Raw genomic sequence first — 16,832 nt, forward strand, 5'->3', positions numbered from 1 at the left:
AGGTCATTTACCCTCGTTTGGATATGGGGAAAACAGTTGGAATTTTTGGGAGCCTAGTTTCCGATACTTCTTATCTCATTTCGGCACCTGTCTAGAAGCACAAAGTTAATAAATATAGTCGACCACAGAGCCAAAACTATGAAATCCAAAAAAGCACATTTCAAAATTAGAGAATTAGCAAGTATTGCACTTCTAGGAATGGTGCTAGGCGCAACCATTCCTCAAATTGGTTCAGCGTCAGCCCATTCTCAGCAAGTACTGGCGAACCAGATTACGCTAGCAACACCAACCAAGCCATCTCAAGCCAATCAAGAAGAAGCAATTTTCGAGAATACAGAAATTGTAGAAATGTCTGGTGTTGGTTTTCTAGTCGCTGTCCTAGTAGCTGGAATTGTTATCGCTGCAATCAGCATCCCTCAAGGATGCGTCAAGATTGGCGATGATGAAGTTGGAATTGTCATTAAAAGGTTTAATCTTAACCCTGGGCACCCAAAACTTCCTGCTTATCGTTCGATTGCACTCAATGGGGAAGCAGGTTGCCAAGCAGATACATTAGCTCCTGGTTGGCACTTTGGGTACTGGTCATGGATGTATACCATTCGCAAAGAACCAGTGATTCGTGTTCGGCAAGGTGAAATTGCTCTAGTGATGGCAAATGATGGACAACCCCTTCCATCTGGACGAAATTTAGGTAGAGCTATTCCTGCTTGTATGAACTTTCAAGATGCACGTGCATTTCTGGTGCAAGGTGGCGAAAAAGGTCCTCAGATTGAAGTTCTACCTCCTGGTGATTACCGCATCAATACAAGACTCTTTACAGTTATTACCAGCGATAATGTGAATGGGCATAGCCTCAACCTTACCCCCAAAGATTTGAAAATGTACAGGGTAAATCCTGGAATGCTAGGTGTTGTTACTACGCTTGAGGGTAAAACGCTTCCGCCGGGAGAGATTGCAGGTCCCCGCATTCCAGGCCATGATAATTTTCAGAATGGTCAAAAATTTGTCGATGGCGGTGGCTATAAAGGTTTACAGGAAGAGGTTCTCTTAGAGGGAGCATGGCAATTAAATCCCTGGTTTGTCAAAGTAGAGCAAAGACAATTGACACATATTTCCGCTGGAACAGTTGGAGTTGTCATCTCACATGTTGGTAGGGATAACGGTTTTGGATCTATAGAGACCCTTGTTGAACCGGGATACAAAGGAGTTTGGAGAACGCCCTTCTATCCTGGTAAACATCCTATCAACACAGAAGTAATGGACATAGTAGTCGTCCCTACTCACCACATCACCTTGGATTGGTCTAATAAAAAGACGAAGCAGCCTGAGAATTACGATTCCCAACTTCACGCTTTGCGAATACACTCTAAAGATGGATTTCCTCTAAATGTTGAAGTAACACAGATCATTCGTATATCTGGGCAAGATGCTCCAAAAATGATTTCCCGTGTTGGTTCTCCAGGAGCAGCAGACAAGCAGATCACGATCAGCTCATCTACTGGTGTCATAAGATTCGCTTCAATCAGAAGCCTTGTTAACAGAGTATTAGAACCAATGGTTGGAAATTACTTCTATAACTCTGCCCAAGGCTACGAAGCATTGGATTTCCATGATAATCGTGTTGATAGGCAGGGAGATGCAATAGATCATATTAAGAAAGCACTAATTGAGTTTGGAGTAGAAGCTCTTGGTACTTACATCAACGAAATTGATTTACCCGATGTTCTTGAGAAAGTGAGAAATGGAATTAAGATCGCTGAGCAGGAGGGGAAATTGTATGAGGCACAACGGTTAATGGAAGTTGCTCGCCGTCAATTTGTTTATGAACAAGCGTTGACTGAAATCCAAAGGGATTTAGTCCGTTATGAACAAGGAATTAAGATTGCCGACCTCAAGGCGATCGCTCGAAGATATGAATCACTAGCTGAAGCAGATGCAACTCGCGCACAAGGGAAAGCTCAAGCAGAGATTATGCAAGCAGTTGTTGATGTGATGGGTCAAGAGGGATTCTTAGACGTAGAAAAATTAAAGCAAATCGCCAACCTTAAATTGCCGGATGTATGGGTTAGTGGAGCTGATGCAGGAGGTTCTGGTTCGGTTCAGGCACTAATTGCTTCAATACTACGCCCTGGCAATTCGATCAATGCATCTAATCTGGCATTAACTAATGGAGTACAGCCTAACATACTTCCAAAGTCTCCTACTTCACCGTCAGCAGTTACACCTGCAATAACAGAGCCGCGTTGTCCAATCGTGTTGCTCCTTGATACATCTAACTCGATGTCGAACGAATATATCAACCAGCTAACTGAGGGGTTGGTTACTTTCAAGCGAAAGGTTCTAAAGGATGCAACAGCCTCTCGTCGTGCTGAAATTGCTGTAATCAAGTTTGGCAGTCCCGTAGAGGTAGTTCAAAACTTCACAACTGTCGATAGCTTACCCATCCTCCCTTCTACCAAGCGGCAGCACTGCTACAGGGCAGGGAATTGAGGAAAGGGCTGGAAATTCTGGAGCAACGTAAGGCTACTTATGCTAGTAATAGCATTCCTCATTACAAGCCTTGGGTATTTCTGATCTCAGGTAGCACTCCAACTGACAACTGGCAAAATGCTGCACGACTGGTTGCAGAAGCCGCTACCAAGGATAATCTAACGTTCTTCGCAGTTGGTGCTCAGGATACCAATATTAGTATCTAGGACAACTAACTCCACCAGATGGACTTCCACCGTAATGTTAGATGGATTGAAATTCCAGGAGTTATTCTACTGGCTTGCTGATGAGGTGAAAAAAGTCACACACAGTCAAGTTGGAAGTGATATCGACCTTTCACCTATTACAACTTGGGCAAGGGTTGGTGGGTAGTTCGGGTAGTACCAACAAGCTATTCAATCTTGCATCATGGCATCGCTAATTAGATAAGGAGAGACGAATGCATCTGGAAGATAACATTGAGTTTGCTGTAAATCCTGAAACACGTTGTCCGGTTGTTTTGCTTCTTGATACTTCTGGTTCTATGTCAGGAGAGCGAATTGATCAGTTAAATCTAGGAGTTACGACATTCAAACAAGAAGTTGAGCAAGATCCTACCGCTTCTCTTCGTGTCGAGGTTGCTGTTATAACCTTTGATAACTCTGCTCAAGTCGTTCAGGATTTCGTCACAATTAATCAGTTTATTCCACCAGTACTGCAAGCAATTGGTAGAACAAGTACAGGACAGGGAATTGAGCTAGCACTGGACACTATTGAAAAGCGCAAGTCAGTTTATAAGAACAATGGTGTTCAATACTACCGTCCCTGGCTCTTTCTTATTACTGATGGTAGTCCAACGGATTCGTGGCAGCAGGCAGCGCAACGAGCAAAGCAAGCAGTTGCAGACGGCAAACTGAGCTTCTTTGCGGTAGGAGTGCAAGGTGCTGATATGGCAACTCTCGGCCAGATTGCCTCTCCAGGATTCCGCCTGCTATGTTGGATCGACTAAGGTTCCAGAGAGAGCTATTCCGCTGGTTGTCTGCTTCTATGAAAATACTTTCCAAAAGTAAAGTAGGTGATGGAATTACCGCCTATCTACAGTTGGGGAAAAATCAGATCTTAAGTGGACTAAATTTATGTCTTGGCAAGCAATTGCAGTAAGCGCTGTAGGAGAAAAGCATATAAAAGCAGAGGAGCCATGCCAAGATTGTGCAGGTTTTACAATGCTTTCCAATGGTCAAGTTCTCGTCGGGTGCAGTATCTGATGGGATGGGAAGCGCGGCACACTCAGAGCTTGGTTCTCATATAACTGTCAAAGTTGTAGTCTCTCAGCTTTCTCAAGAAGATTGGTTATCTGAGCCGCTAGATGAAAGGTTTGTGAGCCGCGTCTTAGAACTACGTTAGAAGCTGTAAAAGCTGAACTAACCCATCAAGCTCAAGCAAATGGTTATTTATTGCAAGACTTATCTTGTACCTTAATAGCTTTTGTTGCTACTCCAACGCGCATATTTGCTATGCAGGTAGGAGATGGATTGCTTGTAGTACGCTCCTCACAGGGAAAGTATGAGCTACTCTTTAAGCCCGACAAAGGGGAGTTTGCTAATGAAACAACTTCTGTAACATCCGCCAAGTCACTCCTAGAAATGCAGACTTGTATGAGAAATATTTCCTATCAGTTTGTTTGTGCTGCGACTGATGGAGTTGAAAATTTATCTCTTGTAAAATCTGAGGATTGGAGACCATTTGAGAAGTTTTTTGAGCCTCTTGAAAAGCATATTTTCTCTGAAAAACCTTTAATCACAAAGGAGGGAGAACTCAGGATCTTTCTAAACTCCAATAAGATTAATCAAAGCACGGATGATGATAAGACTTTGCTTCTATGTGCTTTTCAGAAATCCACAGCTCCCCAAAAATATCAAATAGAGCAGGAAGATAGTTTACAGAGCGGAGAAGAAGTTCCTTTAGAGAAACCAAAAGTTGCTGCAAGCAGTAAATTCTCAAAGTCTGAAGCTGTTAGGGATGTGGCTTTGAGTCGCAGTTCATCAGTCAATCAGGATATTATACAAGCTCTCAAATTACTCACTGATGAACTTAATGAGCAAGGATATCAAAATGTTACTCCTAGACTTGAAGTCAAAACCGAATTAATAGAAGTTATTCTATTATCCAATGAACCGCTTGTATATCAGCGATCTTTAGGACAAGCAATTTATAGATGTGTGCATAGCTTAAAGAACTCTAGAACGAAAGATATTACGGTAGTTAATTATTTTCGTGCTGGGGTTTACAGAAGGAGAAGGCATTGGGTAAAAAGACTGCCAGGCTTCTTGGGATTATTTTTGTAGCTTGAATCCTTCAGTAAAATAAAGTGGTGAACTATCATGATGCGACTTCAAGATGCAATTAGCCGTACAACGGTTGAGCTTTATGAGGAGATAGCTAACAGTGGTGAGGGAAGGATTTTTAGAACGAGCAGAAATGGATATTTAGCCAAGATTTATCATTCAGTAGACCAAGAAAAAATTAATAAGCTGTGGGTCATGATGAAGCATCCGCCTATTGATCCAGCGGCATCACGAGGTCATACCTCAATCGCATGGCCTAACGCTCTTTTAGAAGATGATCATGGTCGATGCTTAGGCTTCTTGATGCCTCTAATTCAGGATGGTCAAACACTAATCAATGTTTACAATCCTGAAATGCGGAAGAAAAATGCAGCAGGATTTAACTGGCTCTATCTACATACAACTGCACTTAACATTGCAACGGTTCTACAAGCGCTACACGCTTATAACTATGTAGTGGGTGACTTGAAGCCGGAGAACTTACTAGTTAATGCAAAGGGCTTGGTTTCTATCATTGACACAGACTCATTTCAAATCATCGACCCAAATACTGGTAAGGTGTATCGAAGCCCTGTAGCCTCACCAGAGTATACTCCTCACGAAATGTTTGGGAAAGATTTCCAAGTCGTCGATCGCTCTGAAGTACAGGATCGTTTTGGTTTAGCAGTTATTATCTGGCTGTTGCTGTTTGGGTATCATCCCTTCTCTGGTAAATGGGTGGGCATAGGAGATCAGTCTAACCCTGATGAACGTATTCGTAATGGACACTGGATGTATGGATCAACTGCAATGATACGTCCAGGTCCTTCATCAATGCCTTTGAACATCTTGCATCCAACTCTCCAGCTATACTTTCGTCAATGTTTCGATAATGGTCATAGCAATCCTAATTCTCGCCCTAGTGCAGCAGCTTGGGTTAAAGCGTTGAGTTCCGCAAAAGAAAATTTAAGGAATTGCTCATTTGAGCAAGAGCATTACTACTCACAGAATTATGGTAAGTGTTACTGGTGCGAACGAAAACAGCTATTAAATAATTATGACATTTTTCCTTCTACACAATCTTACAGAAGTTCAACACCCAGAGTCCCATCCTCCACAGTTAACTCACCTACTCCTACACCTAGTAGAAGCTTTGTTAATAACAAAACTCGTGGACAGTCCTTGAACAAAATTTCACTTAATAAAATTAAATTATCAAAAGCAAAAGGGAATGGCTTCCTGAAAGCTTTAAGTGTAATTGCTCAGTTCAGTGGTAATTACATCTTGCCACTTGCATTCAATTTGTTACGTAGTATATTGAAGCTAAGTGTTTGGCTAGTTAGAAGGCATCTTCTAGTTACTCTATCATTTCTAACAATTTTAATCATTTCGATTAGTTGCTGGCATGATCAAGTTAGGCAAGCTCAACTGAGGCTCAACTTGAAGTTGAACTTGACGTAAGTGAAATTAATTACCCCATTTTTCAGGAAACTTTCACTGATATTGATTCTTCAAAGCAGCTTGAAGAGGAGGAACAATGGGCTTTACCAACTGGATCAGAAATTAAGGATGGCGGACTACTTCAGGACGGTGGAAAAACTTGGGTTGCAATCTAATGGAATGGACAAGGTTATGGAGTATCTGCATGGGATTCTTGCCGGTTTACAGATATTGTCTTTTCTGCTGACGTTAAAAAAGCTAGTGGTAATGACAATGTTCCTTTCGGATTGCTGATTAGAGCAGAATGGGAAAATGAAGACTGGAAGGGATATTTTTTGAGAATTGAAGATGACGGCGACGTTACAATGGGTATACGCGACGACGTAGGATGGAATACCAGAGAAACCGGGAATGCAGACCGCTATAGACCTGGTCAACCGAATCGTTTAGGAATAGCTGCTAAAGGAAACTTAATTATAGGGTTTGTTAATGATCAAAGAGTAGGTTTTTTTCGGGACGATTCACTTAAATTGGGTGAAATTGGGCTTGTATCAGAACGAATAGGTGATGAAGCAGTTGTAGTCTATTTCGATAACTTAGAAGTGAAGGTTAGACAAGAAGATGACTGCATAAAAGGAGGTGAAAACTTATAGGCGTGGGAATTAGGAAAAAGGATAGATAGATTAGAGTTACAGCACAACAGTCATCTAGCATGACAAACTCTACCCTCCTTGTAGCACCAATTATTAGACTTGCTGCGTCAACACAGTTGTGCCAGCGATTTGTATCATCTTAAAGCATTAGCATGGACGATAAGCGGCTTAATCTGTAGCGGACAGTTGAGTCTATCTGCTTGGGAAGAGTTCTCGTCAAGAGTACGCCAAATGGATTATTTCAGGAGTAGCAAGCTATAGAGGAACACGATCGCCAGATCTCTAAAGGCGTTCAACGTGTAGATCTGTAAACCCGAATCGTACCTTCGATCGCTTGAAAGCTACGATTGATGTACTTTTGTGAGTCAGCGACCACCAGCTCTCGTTGCATAACACTGAGTTGCTACTCCTAACCACTAGGTTACTGCCTTTTTATCAGACATTAGGCGCCACTAGCATTTGGCTATTTCTACCGCTGTAACACCATGGGAATTGCGACCTGCTCTACAGCAGAAATTGGACAGTTTATCTATAGCTCAGGACTGTCAGAAACTAAATGGTGATACTGCTCTGGTAAATTCCCCTCGCGCCAGAGCTTTTCAATAATTGCATCTCTCAACCATGCTGTGCGATCGCCCTTTGCTCGAACAATCGCATCAATGTCCTCTGGCATTCGCACACTAAGAGGATTACGCGCCATTGCGACTTCACCCTGCTGCTGAAAGCGGGTCAGATAGTCACGCCGAGGTGGGGGATCACTCATTGGAAGCAACAGCAAACAGACTGGATAGATTTGCCCAAGTATACACGGGTTTTGCCTTTCACGAATGATCAGAAAAACTGATCGTAATCATTCAATTGGGCCTTTTTGATCAGAAATCTATATCTGAAAAGTTATCCTAAAATAGTATGCCCATGTATACGTGGGCTATAATAGATTCATGACAAGCAATCGGACACCGGAGCCAAGAAGTACGGGGAACCTGCTGTAAAGGGAACGAACGTTCCGCCGCAGAACTGGTGATGAATGCCGCAAGGTTATAACCCAGCCGTTACGAAATTTGTTCGTCTACTTGTAAACAAGAGAGTGCCACAGCCTGAGAAACTTCAGCACTCTCCCGACTCACATGGAGTATTTTGATTATGGCTTTTATTGACGATTGTTTGGCAGCAGAGCGCGACGAGCAGCAGGACATCATCCGGCAGGAACATTACGAGCGCTTCCTGGATGGCAAGACGGATGCTGCTTTTGGTCGGATGCCAGAGTACAAAGACCAGGCGTATCTGGAAGGATATCTAGCGGGAGTCAAAGAACTCCCCGCTGATCCAGAAACTAAACGTATTCAGCACTACTCACCTCACCAATATTTTGCTTTTGGTCATATCGATGGTGCTGAACGCTTCTATTCCTGCGACGAATTTTAAGCATCGGCACTGTGATCAACAGAGCAAGGTTTAGAGCCTTGCCCCGATTTTTTATCGCTTCACTTCCAATCAAGGTTTTCATCATGGCATTTACGACATCAACAATGACGCTTCAATCCGATGGACATTATTCTAAGACAACTGGACGGGATGAGTTTGATTCTGAGCAGTTTGAAGGAGGGCATGAGACTCTGCCTTACATTCAGATGCTCAATCATCAAAACCTTGATGAGTCTGGTTTCTTCATCACTGCTGAAAATATGGAAGCAGCCGGATTTGTCCCCAACGAGGAATGGTCATTTCATACAGAAACATTTCAAAGTGGAGAAACCGCAGAAGGCTATCGTTCCATAACCGCCCGATTTCTGATTCTGCGGAAATCGAAGCTGATGATGTTCGAGCGAGAGAGTGGTGAATTTTTGGGAGTGTTCCAAAAGTCCCGCTACGATCGCAACACGGTTGTTCTCAAAACACGTTACCTCGTCTATCTCGTCAGCAGGAGCAAAGCGCTTTTTCACACCTCCCCGCTACTGCTAACTGCCAAAGGCTCCTTCAATGGCTGCTTTGGCGAAGTCGTCAGGAAATTTCAGGGTGAGATGAGCAAGGCTTACGGCACTGCCACTGGTGCAAGGAAGCCGAGAGGCGATCGCTTCATGGCGCTATCGATTTTGGCGGTTCGGGTCAAACCCCAGTTGAAAGGCGATCGCAAGAAATCATGGGCGTGTTCAATTGAAACTTATGGTTCTCCCACTGCTGATACCTGGAAGTCTTATTTCATCGGCTACAACGAATCGCTCAAAGAGAAGATTTTGGTTGACTTCGAGAAATGGGAGGGGTTTGGTTCAGTGGAACAGGAAGCCACAGCACAAAAGCAATTCCAGTCTTCAACTGAACCAACCTGTGACCATGAAACCATTTACGACTATGACGAGGATTTTTGATGGTTTTAGCGATCGCTAAAGTCTGAGAACCTCGATTTCCCCAGGATTACTAAATCCTTCAGTAATTAAAGTTTTTGTAGTACCCGGATGGCTAACCCTGTCCGGGTTTTCGTTTGGAGCTACACGCTATGTTCGCTCAGTCAATCCCTAATCCCTGTGGCGATCGCTACAGGGATTATCATCAAGCCCTTCATAATTTCAAAGTCGCTGAACTTATCGACGCGATCAGACACCTTTCTACACTTGATAGTGAGGAAGAATCGATATGTCTAAATGAGGCTGAACTGGAGAGCCTTGCTGCATTACTGATACAACAGCTTGCCCTCAATCTTCACAGTCAGACCATTGCTCAATATCTCTGGATTTTGCGTGACGATATAAAAGCGATCGCTGACCTACCAATCTTTGAACTCAAGCCACTTCAACCCTTCAAGGATTTACCCAAACAATTTCCGAAGCAGACCCCTGTGCCCAGATTTGCTGATGGGGCTACTGTTCGCTGGATCCTACTGAGGGAAAGTTCTAAAGCTCAGGATGGCATCATCCTTGGACATTTTTATGCTTATGCCCGTCACATCAGACAATGGACATGGAAATATCTGGTGTGGCTGGGGCAACCTGTGGGGCAAGTCGTCGCTGACACTGCTTGGGAGGACGACCTGGAAGCTTGGAAGGGGGGAACCGAACTATGACTGAACCACATCCCTTACAGGAGCAGGAGCTAAAGCTAATTCAGCGGTATATCCATTGCAGCCTCAGACTTTCTCCCCGGCAGTTCTATGCACGATGGGACATCAGCTATGAAGCGATCGCAGCTATCTGTGGGCGATCGCCCGCAACAGTGCGGCGCTGGTTCAGTCGCGGGAGCAGCTACCGTGCCCCCAGTCCTTCAGACCTTTATCACCTGGCATTGATGGACTTTCTGTTGCAACACTACGAAGAGATTCCAGCAGAACTGATGGATACCCTTTGCCCTCCTGCCCATTCAATCGTTAAGACAGACGACAAGAGCACATAACTTCAAAAATTTCAAGATCCACTGGATCTGTTTTTGCCAACTTCTTCTCGCTACGTTGACTCTTGCAGATGTACGACCATCAGGAGTTCAGCAACGTGAAGCAGTCAATGGGAAGGGACGGGCAACGGGTAGCAAGAGAAATTGCCCTAATTCGTGCTGCCCTCAGAAATCAGGGATACAGGGCTCGAAACAACCTAGAAAAGCCGTCTGGGTAGTTCAGGTCGAGTCAGGGCAATTCTATCACCTTACGTTTCAACCTGCCCCGTTAGTACCTGGGTGCTTCACCCACTTGAGCAGAACTCAACCTATCAGCATCTCTCCGATGTGATTCAAGGCGCACTAGCCCCACATTCAACTCTTACGGAGGCATCTCGATGACTTATGCAGATCGACTATCTCCCTGGTGCATTATCCGTGCCTTACCTAACCTGCAACGGCTTACAGTAGCACGGTTTCGGCGACGAGGTGATGCAGAAGCACATCTTGCTACCCTGCGTCGCATGATTCCAAATGCTGCTTACGAAATTGTGTTCGATGCAGCACTGATTTCCAGGAACAACATTGATCCAGGCTAGAATCAACTGTAGATTGGCAATCTGTCACTTTGGGATAGGAGAAGTATTGTTCACTCCTCCTATCCCCCCAACTAACTGGCACAACAATTACTCTTTCCTAAATAGGACTGCCCAAGAGGGCATTGCTTAAAGACGGCACCTTGAAGGCGATCGCTCAGGCATAGACCATATAAACATCAACAGCAGACGGGGGAGTCCGACATGGCCTCCCTCTTCATTTGGAGGTACGGTGATGGACTTTTATCAGCAAGAACTTAGCAAATTGATCGGTGGACAAATTCGTCATGCCGGTTTGTCAAGAGATGGATATCCTTATTTGATTGTCTCAGGACTTACGCAGATGTATGTGGTGGTCAGTCTAGCCCAACTTCATAGCAAGAGTGGGTGACTTGAGTTGTCCAATCAGATAGTTGGATAACAGCCCACTCTTGAGTTGATAGATGCTGGTTGCCGTAGCCTGAGCAAACTGCTTCAGGCGTGTCCAAACGAGCAAAGCACAAGCGATATGATTGCGCTGGATTCGCTGCTTACGGCATTGACACGATTCGATACCCGTCGTTTGTTTGACTTCCCGATGAAACTGCTCAATCTTCCAACGCATGGCACACACCTGTTGCGTGTCATCGGTTGAATCTTGAGTCAAGTCGTTTGTGACAACAAACTCCGTCTTGTCGGTAGAGACAATGACACGGAACAATTTCACCTTCTTGTCTTTGGGAAAGCCTCGTAGCTTAACCAACTTGCCTTGTTTGGCTTCGGTATCACTCCAGCCCAGTTGGTCAATTCGCTTGTATGGCTTATCGCCACCGCTATCATCCACTAAGCGGTTTGTTTTCAAGGGGCAGTAGTAGACCTTGCCGAGCCCCTCAATCTGAGCCATCAACTTCTTGGCGGCGTACCAACTGTCCATCAGCACAATTGCAAACGACAACTGCTTAGAGAAAACCGCACCTTTAAGCATGTCTTGAACATGGTCAAGCTTACTGTTGCCATCCCCATCTGGGTTGTACAAACGGTAGTCAACTACCCAAAATTCTCCTGTGCTGGCATTGACGTACAGACAACTAATCAACCCGATGCCACGAATCACCCGATGTTCGTTGCCACTATACTGTCGCCTCACCAGTTCAATCGATTGGCTAAAGCGTTTATCCAAAACAGTGTCATCGAAAATCAAGTATCCTGCTGCATCTGGAACAATCAGCGGTTTGACCTGCTCCCACAGCAGGCGAGGAGTCAGCTTTTCACGGCTCAAGTAACGGTTAATCACATCGTGGCTGAATTGCTGCAAATGCTCCGCTAGATGAGTCAACGTAAAGTTGGTTTGGCTACTCAACAAGTATTGGCAGTAGTCCAGCTTTGTAAATGTCATCGCAATCGCTGTTTGATGCACTCATACTGGAACTCTAGCGAGGTTAGCTCAACTTAACCACTCCCTATCCCTAGTGCCGCTGCGTAAGTCCTGTTTATTTAAGAATGAGGAACAGTGCATCTTCTACGTTTTTGTCAAGCAGATGCTGAGGGCAACGGCGCAGGCTTTCTCCACATCACTGAGAAGGAGGTACCTGCCTAGCGGCGTATCAAATGTCAACTATGCTGACCGATTGGCGACAATTATTTTGACCGCTTTTTCTCATCAGCAAGAGAGCGCTGTTTAGCGGTCTGTTGACGGAAGCTTTCCGCTTGAATTTCAAGAATAACGGCGTGATGAACTAAACGGTCAACGGCAGCAACGGTCATCGTCGAGTCAGTAAAGATATCATCCCAAGCACTAAAGGGATGATTGGCAGTAATCATCAAGCTTCTAAGTTCGTAACGGTGAGCAATCAACTCAAAGAGGACAGAGGTTTCTGCTTCTGATTTTTTGACGTAACTGAGGTCATCGAGAATCAGTAGGTCATACTTATCGAACTTGAGGAGTGCCTGTTGCAGGTGCAGATTTGCTTTTGCCGCTTGTAATAGTTGCACCGCAGTTGTGGCAGAGAGAAAGCGCACTCTTGCTCCCAGTTCAACCAAGGCACGACCCATGGCAGCGGCTAGATGAGTTTTTCCAACGCCTGATGGACCAAATAGCAACAGGTTTTCACCCCGTTTGAGCCAAGCGGTGTCTTGAGCCATTTGCATAATAGTTGCAGGATTGAGCGGTGAGCAACGGGCAAAGTCAAAGTTTGAGAAAGCCTTTGCCGGAGGTAGCTGAGCGTCTTTTAGAGCACGTTCGACCCGACTCTGATAGCGTTGCGTCGCTTCGTGCTCGCACACTGCTAACAGAAACTGGGCATGAGTCCAGCCCTGCTGGAGGGCTTGCCGTTCCAACTCTTGCCACTGCTTGTGGATGTGAGGTAGACGGAGGGACTTGAGCAGTAGGCTGAGAGACTCGATGGCTGTCGTTTGAGGTAGGGGTACCGAGGAGTTGGTCATAGTTTTGCAACGCATGTTGTTGAGTTTGCAGAGTCGGAATCGTAACTTGAGCCGTCAACTGAAACTGTTGCTGTAAGCCAAACAGGGTTAAGCTTCCTGCCTGTAACTGCTCGCTGAGATATGTGGCAACGGCATGTTCCTTGTCCTGTTTGGCTGCAATGTAAAGCGCTTCTGTCATTAAGCGAGCAGCGGTGTAGGCATCGAACTGTGAACGCATCTGTTGCCATAATTGGCGGTAATTGTCGTCAGGCATCAATTCCTGCTGCCAAATGCATGACAACAACGCCCGAGGCTTGAGCCTCAAGCTATCAATGACATGACGATAATTAACGCTGCGAGCACGTCGAATCGCGTTGCTGCCAGGAACATGAATGCGAACGAGTTCGACCACTTGCACCCTGCCTACAAACCCCAGCAATCGGTCATGGTGTAAGTGGATCGTTAAGGTTGCCCCTTTAAGCCGTGATGGCACCGTGTAAGTCACGCAACGGACCTGAATCGTACTGTGAGTGGTAACTTTGACAGTCAACACCTCATAGTCAGGATAGCGGTAGGCAGGCAAGGGGATTAGGTGCGCCTGCTCTGTTGCAAAGCGTTCTTGACACAGCTCGTTGAGCCGTTCGACCACTTGTTCAATGAACTGTTGATACTGAGCAACGGACTCAAAATCAAAGGACTCACGCAGCAATAAGGCTTGATGCAATCGATTCTTGAAATGTCCATGAGGTGATTCAATCGCACCGTTTTCATGGGCAATCCCCCGATTGTTACGAGTTGGCTTCACCTGGTAGTGGTGACACAACCGACTGTACATCTGCGTCAAGTCAGTATTGCTGCGACCGCCCAGATTACGATATGCGGCACTCAGGCTATCCGTTCGATGTTCTTGAGGAACACCCCTGCAAGCTGTTAGTGCATTCTGCAACCCTTCAGACAAGGCAATAAAGCTCTCTCCACCTCCAATCACTTGTACATATTGCCAACCGCTATATGCCAGCCGGTAGTGATACAGCAAATGCTCAAATGGTCTACCGCCAATTGTGATTTGGGCTTGTTTGAAGTGGGTGAAATCAGACAACCCCATCTCCCCAGGACGATGCGCTAGTTCAAACATCACCTCCTTGGCAGGTCCTGCGGTTGCTCGCCAGTGTTGCACCCGTCGTTGCAGCGTTCGCAACACTGAACGCCCATATTGACCAGGATGCTTCTGTTGCAAATGCTCCAGCAGTGTCAGTGCTTGCAGTTGCGGTTGTCGCTCCAACATCGGCACTAGTTCGCTCTCCCAGACCTCGAGCAATGGGTCAATCCGAGTCCGCCAGTCGTGCGGTCGCCCTCGTTTCGGTTGATGTTCTCCCTTCTCTATGCGTCTGCCACTGCGAACAGACATGCCACTCTTAGCTGCCGCAGTTTCCTGCCTACAGCCATCCTCTCTTGCTTTCATATATAGTTGAGCCTGTTGATAATTAATTTGTTTTCCGGGCACTGGCAGTCTTTTAATTGGCGTTAATTGACGCTGCCAGTGTCCATTTTTTAGTTCAACTGTTCTGCTAAATATGAGAACGTCTGAATCTCAGTTTCTCTATCGCGACCGCCGGTCAAGTTAATTGTCGTCAACCAGCCAAGTTAATTGTCGTTCAATACGGCGTTACGGAAGGAATTATGTGTCATGCCCAGATTGCTCTGAGCTTTGTAATTTGGAGGGTCATAAATGAGTAAGGATTTTAGCCCAACAACCACCGTCTATAACTTGAAAGAAGTAAGCCGATTGATTACCTATATTGGTCAACATACGGTTGATTCTGAGCAAGTCCCAATTTGCTCTGACGAAATTCCAACAATTGTTAATCAACTGATTCAACAGTTGATCTGGAAGTACCCTTACCTGGATCAAGTGCTTCAGGAGTTATTAGATGAATTGAGATTTCGGGTTTGAGACGTTTACACCGTGAGCAAGTGAGTGTCTAGCAGGTGAGTTGTTTCTAGAAATTCGGCGGTTACAACTCCCCATTCATCCCTCGGCAAGCAATTGTGAAACCTGCTGAAACCGATAAGTTAGGCTACAACCTAGAAGTCATTGTTCTGGAGCAAACGGTTCCGGAGAATGAGCCACTTTGGAAGACGCGATTGATGATTATACAGGGAGCATCTATCCAGATTGCCATTGAAGTCGCAAGTACGAACTGGCGGAATGATTACGGGCATAAGTTCATTGATTATGGAGCATTGTAGTTACCAGAGTACTGGGTAGTGGATTATTTGGGGTTGGGGGTCTGGCGTTACATCGGCTCTCCGAAGCAACCCACCTTCTCTGTATATCAATTAGTGGATGGAGAATATCAGGGGCAGCAATTTCGGAAAAGCGATCGCCCATCTTCAAACCAAGTTCCAAAGACGCACCTAAAAATCATCCAGAAATTGATCCAAATCTTCTGGGTCAACCTCGTCTCGCATTTCAGCCAAAGTCATCGAAAAGGCGGTTCCTTCTGCTTTCGGTTGAATATTTGGAGAAATAATGGTTGATTTCATTGATGAAGGAGTAGTCGAAGCAGTCAACACAAACTCTCCGGGCAGAAAACGCTGCTGGATCTGGAAGATTCGGTACTGTAACTCTTGAATCGATGTTTTGGCGATCGCTTGTAACTCCGAGTCCCCCGCTTGAGACTCTAATACCCAGGGCAGGTAAAACGCTTTCAGTGCCCGTAAAACAGCCTCACGGGGAATCAGATTTGGATCAGTGTTGACATAGCGAAATAGCTTGCCCTCCATTGAATCCTCTCCTGCTTCAAATCGCCGCAGACAAACCCGTTCTCGCTTTGCCATCTCATGCCACCTCAGCCTTCTGTGCAAACCTGAGTCCCATCCATTTTGCTCCACCAAAGCAGTCAGCAAATCTAGCCTGGTCTGACTCAGAAGGTACTTTCAAAACGGTTGAGACCTCTCGCAACAGTTCTGGCATCCAGTTTACTGTTGCTCCCGGTAAAGTGCTTAAAAATGCTTCCAAGCGAGGACGTAGAGTGGATAGGGCTGTTCCCCCACCAACCAGCACCTCATAATTGGGAATATCGAGAGTCGCAAATTTGTCACTGAGATGGTGGCGAACCTGCTCCCAGTAAAATGCCTCTGCCTTCTGCTTTCGTTCTGTGAGAGGAAAGGTTTTTCCAGGTTGATCGGGAAAGGCAACGGTTTCAGCCTGACGTAACAGCGCATCAAACAGGTAGGGATTATCAGGTTTACAGATTCCTTGAGCGATCGATTGTAGGAACTCCAGGTAGCCGAGTTTAACTGTACCGCTGGGTTCCCCGGTAGGTGGTTTCCCTTGCCGAAACACCAGAAAGGTCAAATCCCGGTAGCCAACCATGACCACAACATAAGTCCGGTTGCTGACATCTTTTTGTCGAAGTGCCTGAAACTTGCGCCACTGCACGATCCCTGCTCCCTCTGGTAACACTTTAATGACCTGTGGCTCTAGTTCAATGCGCTTTCCCCGATAAGTAAATAATTTTGTTTGGGATAAGACATTTGCAACTTCATGCTGGTCAGACAAATACTCATCGAACGGTAAAGCTACT

Annotated in this window: 18 protein-coding genes and 3 pseudogenes; 15 read left to right on the plus strand and 6 right to left on the minus strand. The window is 45.4% G+C overall.

Annotated elements, in window-relative coordinates:
- Positions 1-138 precede the first annotated feature (138 nt).
- The 8 genes and pseudogenes from V5G28_RS07625 (at position 139) to V5G28_RS07660 (ending at position 6,886) form a co-directional block, all read left to right on the plus strand.
- Entirely contained in the window at positions 139-2,490 is a 2,352-nt protein-coding gene (locus V5G28_RS07625) for an SPFH domain-containing protein (protein WP_336230046.1), read from the plus strand.
- Positions 2,487-2,696: a hypothetical protein gene (locus V5G28_RS07630; RefSeq protein ID WP_336230048.1), complete on the plus strand. Its 210-nt coding sequence runs from the start codon at positions 2,487-2,489 to the stop codon at positions 2,694-2,696. Before V5G28_RS07625 ends, V5G28_RS07630 begins: the two co-directional genes overlap by 4 nt.
- Before the next feature lie 34 nt (positions 2,697-2,730).
- On the plus strand, positions 2,731-2,862 hold the full coding sequence (locus tag V5G28_RS07635; RefSeq protein ID WP_336230050.1) for a hypothetical protein: 132 nt from the start codon (positions 2,731-2,733) through the stop codon (positions 2,860-2,862).
- 67 nt (positions 2,863-2,929) lie between these two features.
- Entirely contained in the window at positions 2,930-3,478 is a 549-nt protein-coding gene (locus tag V5G28_RS07640) for a vWA domain-containing protein (RefSeq protein ID WP_336230051.1), read from the plus strand.
- Between the two features lie 200 nt (positions 3,479-3,678).
- Entirely contained in the window at positions 3,679-3,873 is a 195-nt protein-coding gene (locus V5G28_RS07645) for a protein phosphatase 2C domain-containing protein (protein WP_336230052.1), read from the plus strand.
- A 47-nt stretch (positions 3,874-3,920) separates the two neighbouring features.
- Positions 3,921-4,814, plus strand: a pseudogene (locus tag V5G28_RS07650) (PP2C family serine/threonine-protein phosphatase); the annotation flags it as partial.
- A 36-nt stretch (positions 4,815-4,850) separates the two neighbouring features.
- Entirely contained in the window at positions 4,851-6,254 is a 1,404-nt protein-coding gene (locus tag V5G28_RS07655) for a helix-hairpin-helix domain-containing protein (RefSeq protein ID WP_336230053.1), read from the plus strand.
- A 266-nt stretch (positions 6,255-6,520) separates the two neighbouring features.
- Positions 6,521-6,886, plus strand: a complete 366-nt coding sequence (locus V5G28_RS07660) for a hypothetical protein (protein ID WP_336230054.1) — start codon at positions 6,521-6,523, stop codon at positions 6,884-6,886.
- 529 nt (positions 6,887-7,415) lie between these two features.
- Here V5G28_RS07660 and V5G28_RS07665 read toward each other — a convergent pair.
- The gene (locus V5G28_RS07665; protein WP_336230055.1) at positions 7,416-7,649 is read right to left on the minus strand and encodes a hypothetical protein; all 234 of its coding nucleotides are present in this window, start codon (positions 7,647-7,649) and stop codon (positions 7,416-7,418) included.
- A 380-nt stretch (positions 7,650-8,029) separates the two neighbouring features.
- Between V5G28_RS07665 and V5G28_RS07670 the strand changes: the two genes are divergently transcribed.
- The 5 genes from V5G28_RS07670 (at position 8,030) to V5G28_RS07690 (ending at position 10,845) form a co-directional block, all read left to right on the plus strand.
- On the plus strand, positions 8,030-8,311 hold the full coding sequence (locus V5G28_RS07670) for a hypothetical protein (protein ID WP_336230057.1): 282 nt from the start codon (positions 8,030-8,032) through the stop codon (positions 8,309-8,311).
- 83 nt (positions 8,312-8,394) lie between these two features.
- Positions 8,395-9,252, plus strand: a complete 858-nt coding sequence (locus tag V5G28_RS07675) for a DUF5895 domain-containing protein (protein WP_336230059.1) — start codon at positions 8,395-8,397, stop codon at positions 9,250-9,252.
- A 128-nt stretch (positions 9,253-9,380) separates the two neighbouring features.
- The gene (locus V5G28_RS07680) at positions 9,381-9,944 is read left to right on the plus strand and encodes a hypothetical protein (RefSeq protein WP_336230061.1); all 564 of its coding nucleotides are present in this window, start codon (positions 9,381-9,383) and stop codon (positions 9,942-9,944) included.
- Entirely contained in the window at positions 9,941-10,270 is a 330-nt protein-coding gene (locus tag V5G28_RS07685; protein ID WP_336230063.1) for a helix-turn-helix domain-containing protein, read from the plus strand. Before V5G28_RS07680 ends, V5G28_RS07685 begins: the two co-directional genes overlap by 4 nt.
- Before the next feature lie 374 nt (positions 10,271-10,644).
- Entirely contained in the window at positions 10,645-10,845 is a 201-nt protein-coding gene (locus V5G28_RS07690; RefSeq protein WP_336230064.1) for a hypothetical protein, read from the plus strand.
- Positions 10,846-11,203: 358 nt separating this feature from the next.
- Here the strand turns inward: V5G28_RS07690 and V5G28_RS07695 are convergent, their stop codons facing one another.
- From V5G28_RS07695 to istA, 3 genes and pseudogenes are all read right to left on the minus strand, one after another.
- Entirely contained in the window at positions 11,204-12,217 is a 1,014-nt protein-coding gene (locus V5G28_RS07695) for an IS701 family transposase (RefSeq protein ID WP_336230066.1), read from the minus strand.
- Positions 12,218-12,459: 242 nt separating this feature from the next.
- A pseudogene (istB, locus tag V5G28_RS07700) lies at positions 12,460-13,143 on the minus strand (IS21-like element helper ATPase IstB); the annotation flags it as partial.
- Positions 13,025-14,704: pseudogene (gene istA / locus V5G28_RS07705) on the minus strand (IS21 family transposase); the annotation flags it as partial. The pseudogenes istA and istB, both read right to left, overlap by 119 nt.
- A 267-nt stretch (positions 14,705-14,971) precedes the next feature.
- Between istA and V5G28_RS07710 the strand changes: the two are divergent.
- Both V5G28_RS07710 and V5G28_RS07715 read left to right on the plus strand, forming a co-directional pair.
- Positions 14,972-15,196 (plus strand): hypothetical protein, encoded by a 225-nt coding sequence (locus V5G28_RS07710; RefSeq protein ID WP_336230070.1) that lies wholly within the window; start codon positions 14,972-14,974, stop codon positions 15,194-15,196.
- A 95-nt stretch (positions 15,197-15,291) separates the two neighbouring features.
- Positions 15,292-15,492, plus strand: coding sequence for a hypothetical protein (locus V5G28_RS07715; RefSeq protein WP_336230071.1), 201 nt, complete (start codon positions 15,292-15,294; stop codon positions 15,490-15,492).
- Positions 15,493-15,660: 168 nt separating this feature from the next.
- Here V5G28_RS07715 and V5G28_RS07720 read toward each other — a convergent pair whose 3' ends face one another.
- Together V5G28_RS07720 and V5G28_RS07725 are read right to left on the minus strand one after the other, a co-directional pair.
- The gene (locus V5G28_RS07720) at positions 15,661-16,083 is read right to left on the minus strand and encodes a hypothetical protein (protein ID WP_336230073.1); all 423 of its coding nucleotides are present in this window, start codon (positions 16,081-16,083) and stop codon (positions 15,661-15,663) included.
- A gap of 1 nt (position 16,084) precedes the next feature.
- On the minus strand, positions 16,085-16,832 hold a 748-nt coding region (locus V5G28_RS07725), incomplete at its 5' end, for a hypothetical protein (RefSeq protein ID WP_336230074.1).

The sequence above is a fragment of the Scytonema sp. PRP1 genome (assembly GCF_036697665.2).
Classification (GTDB): Bacteria; Cyanobacteriota; Cyanobacteriia; order Cyanobacteriales; family Nostocaceae; genus Kalymmatonema; species Kalymmatonema gypsitolerans.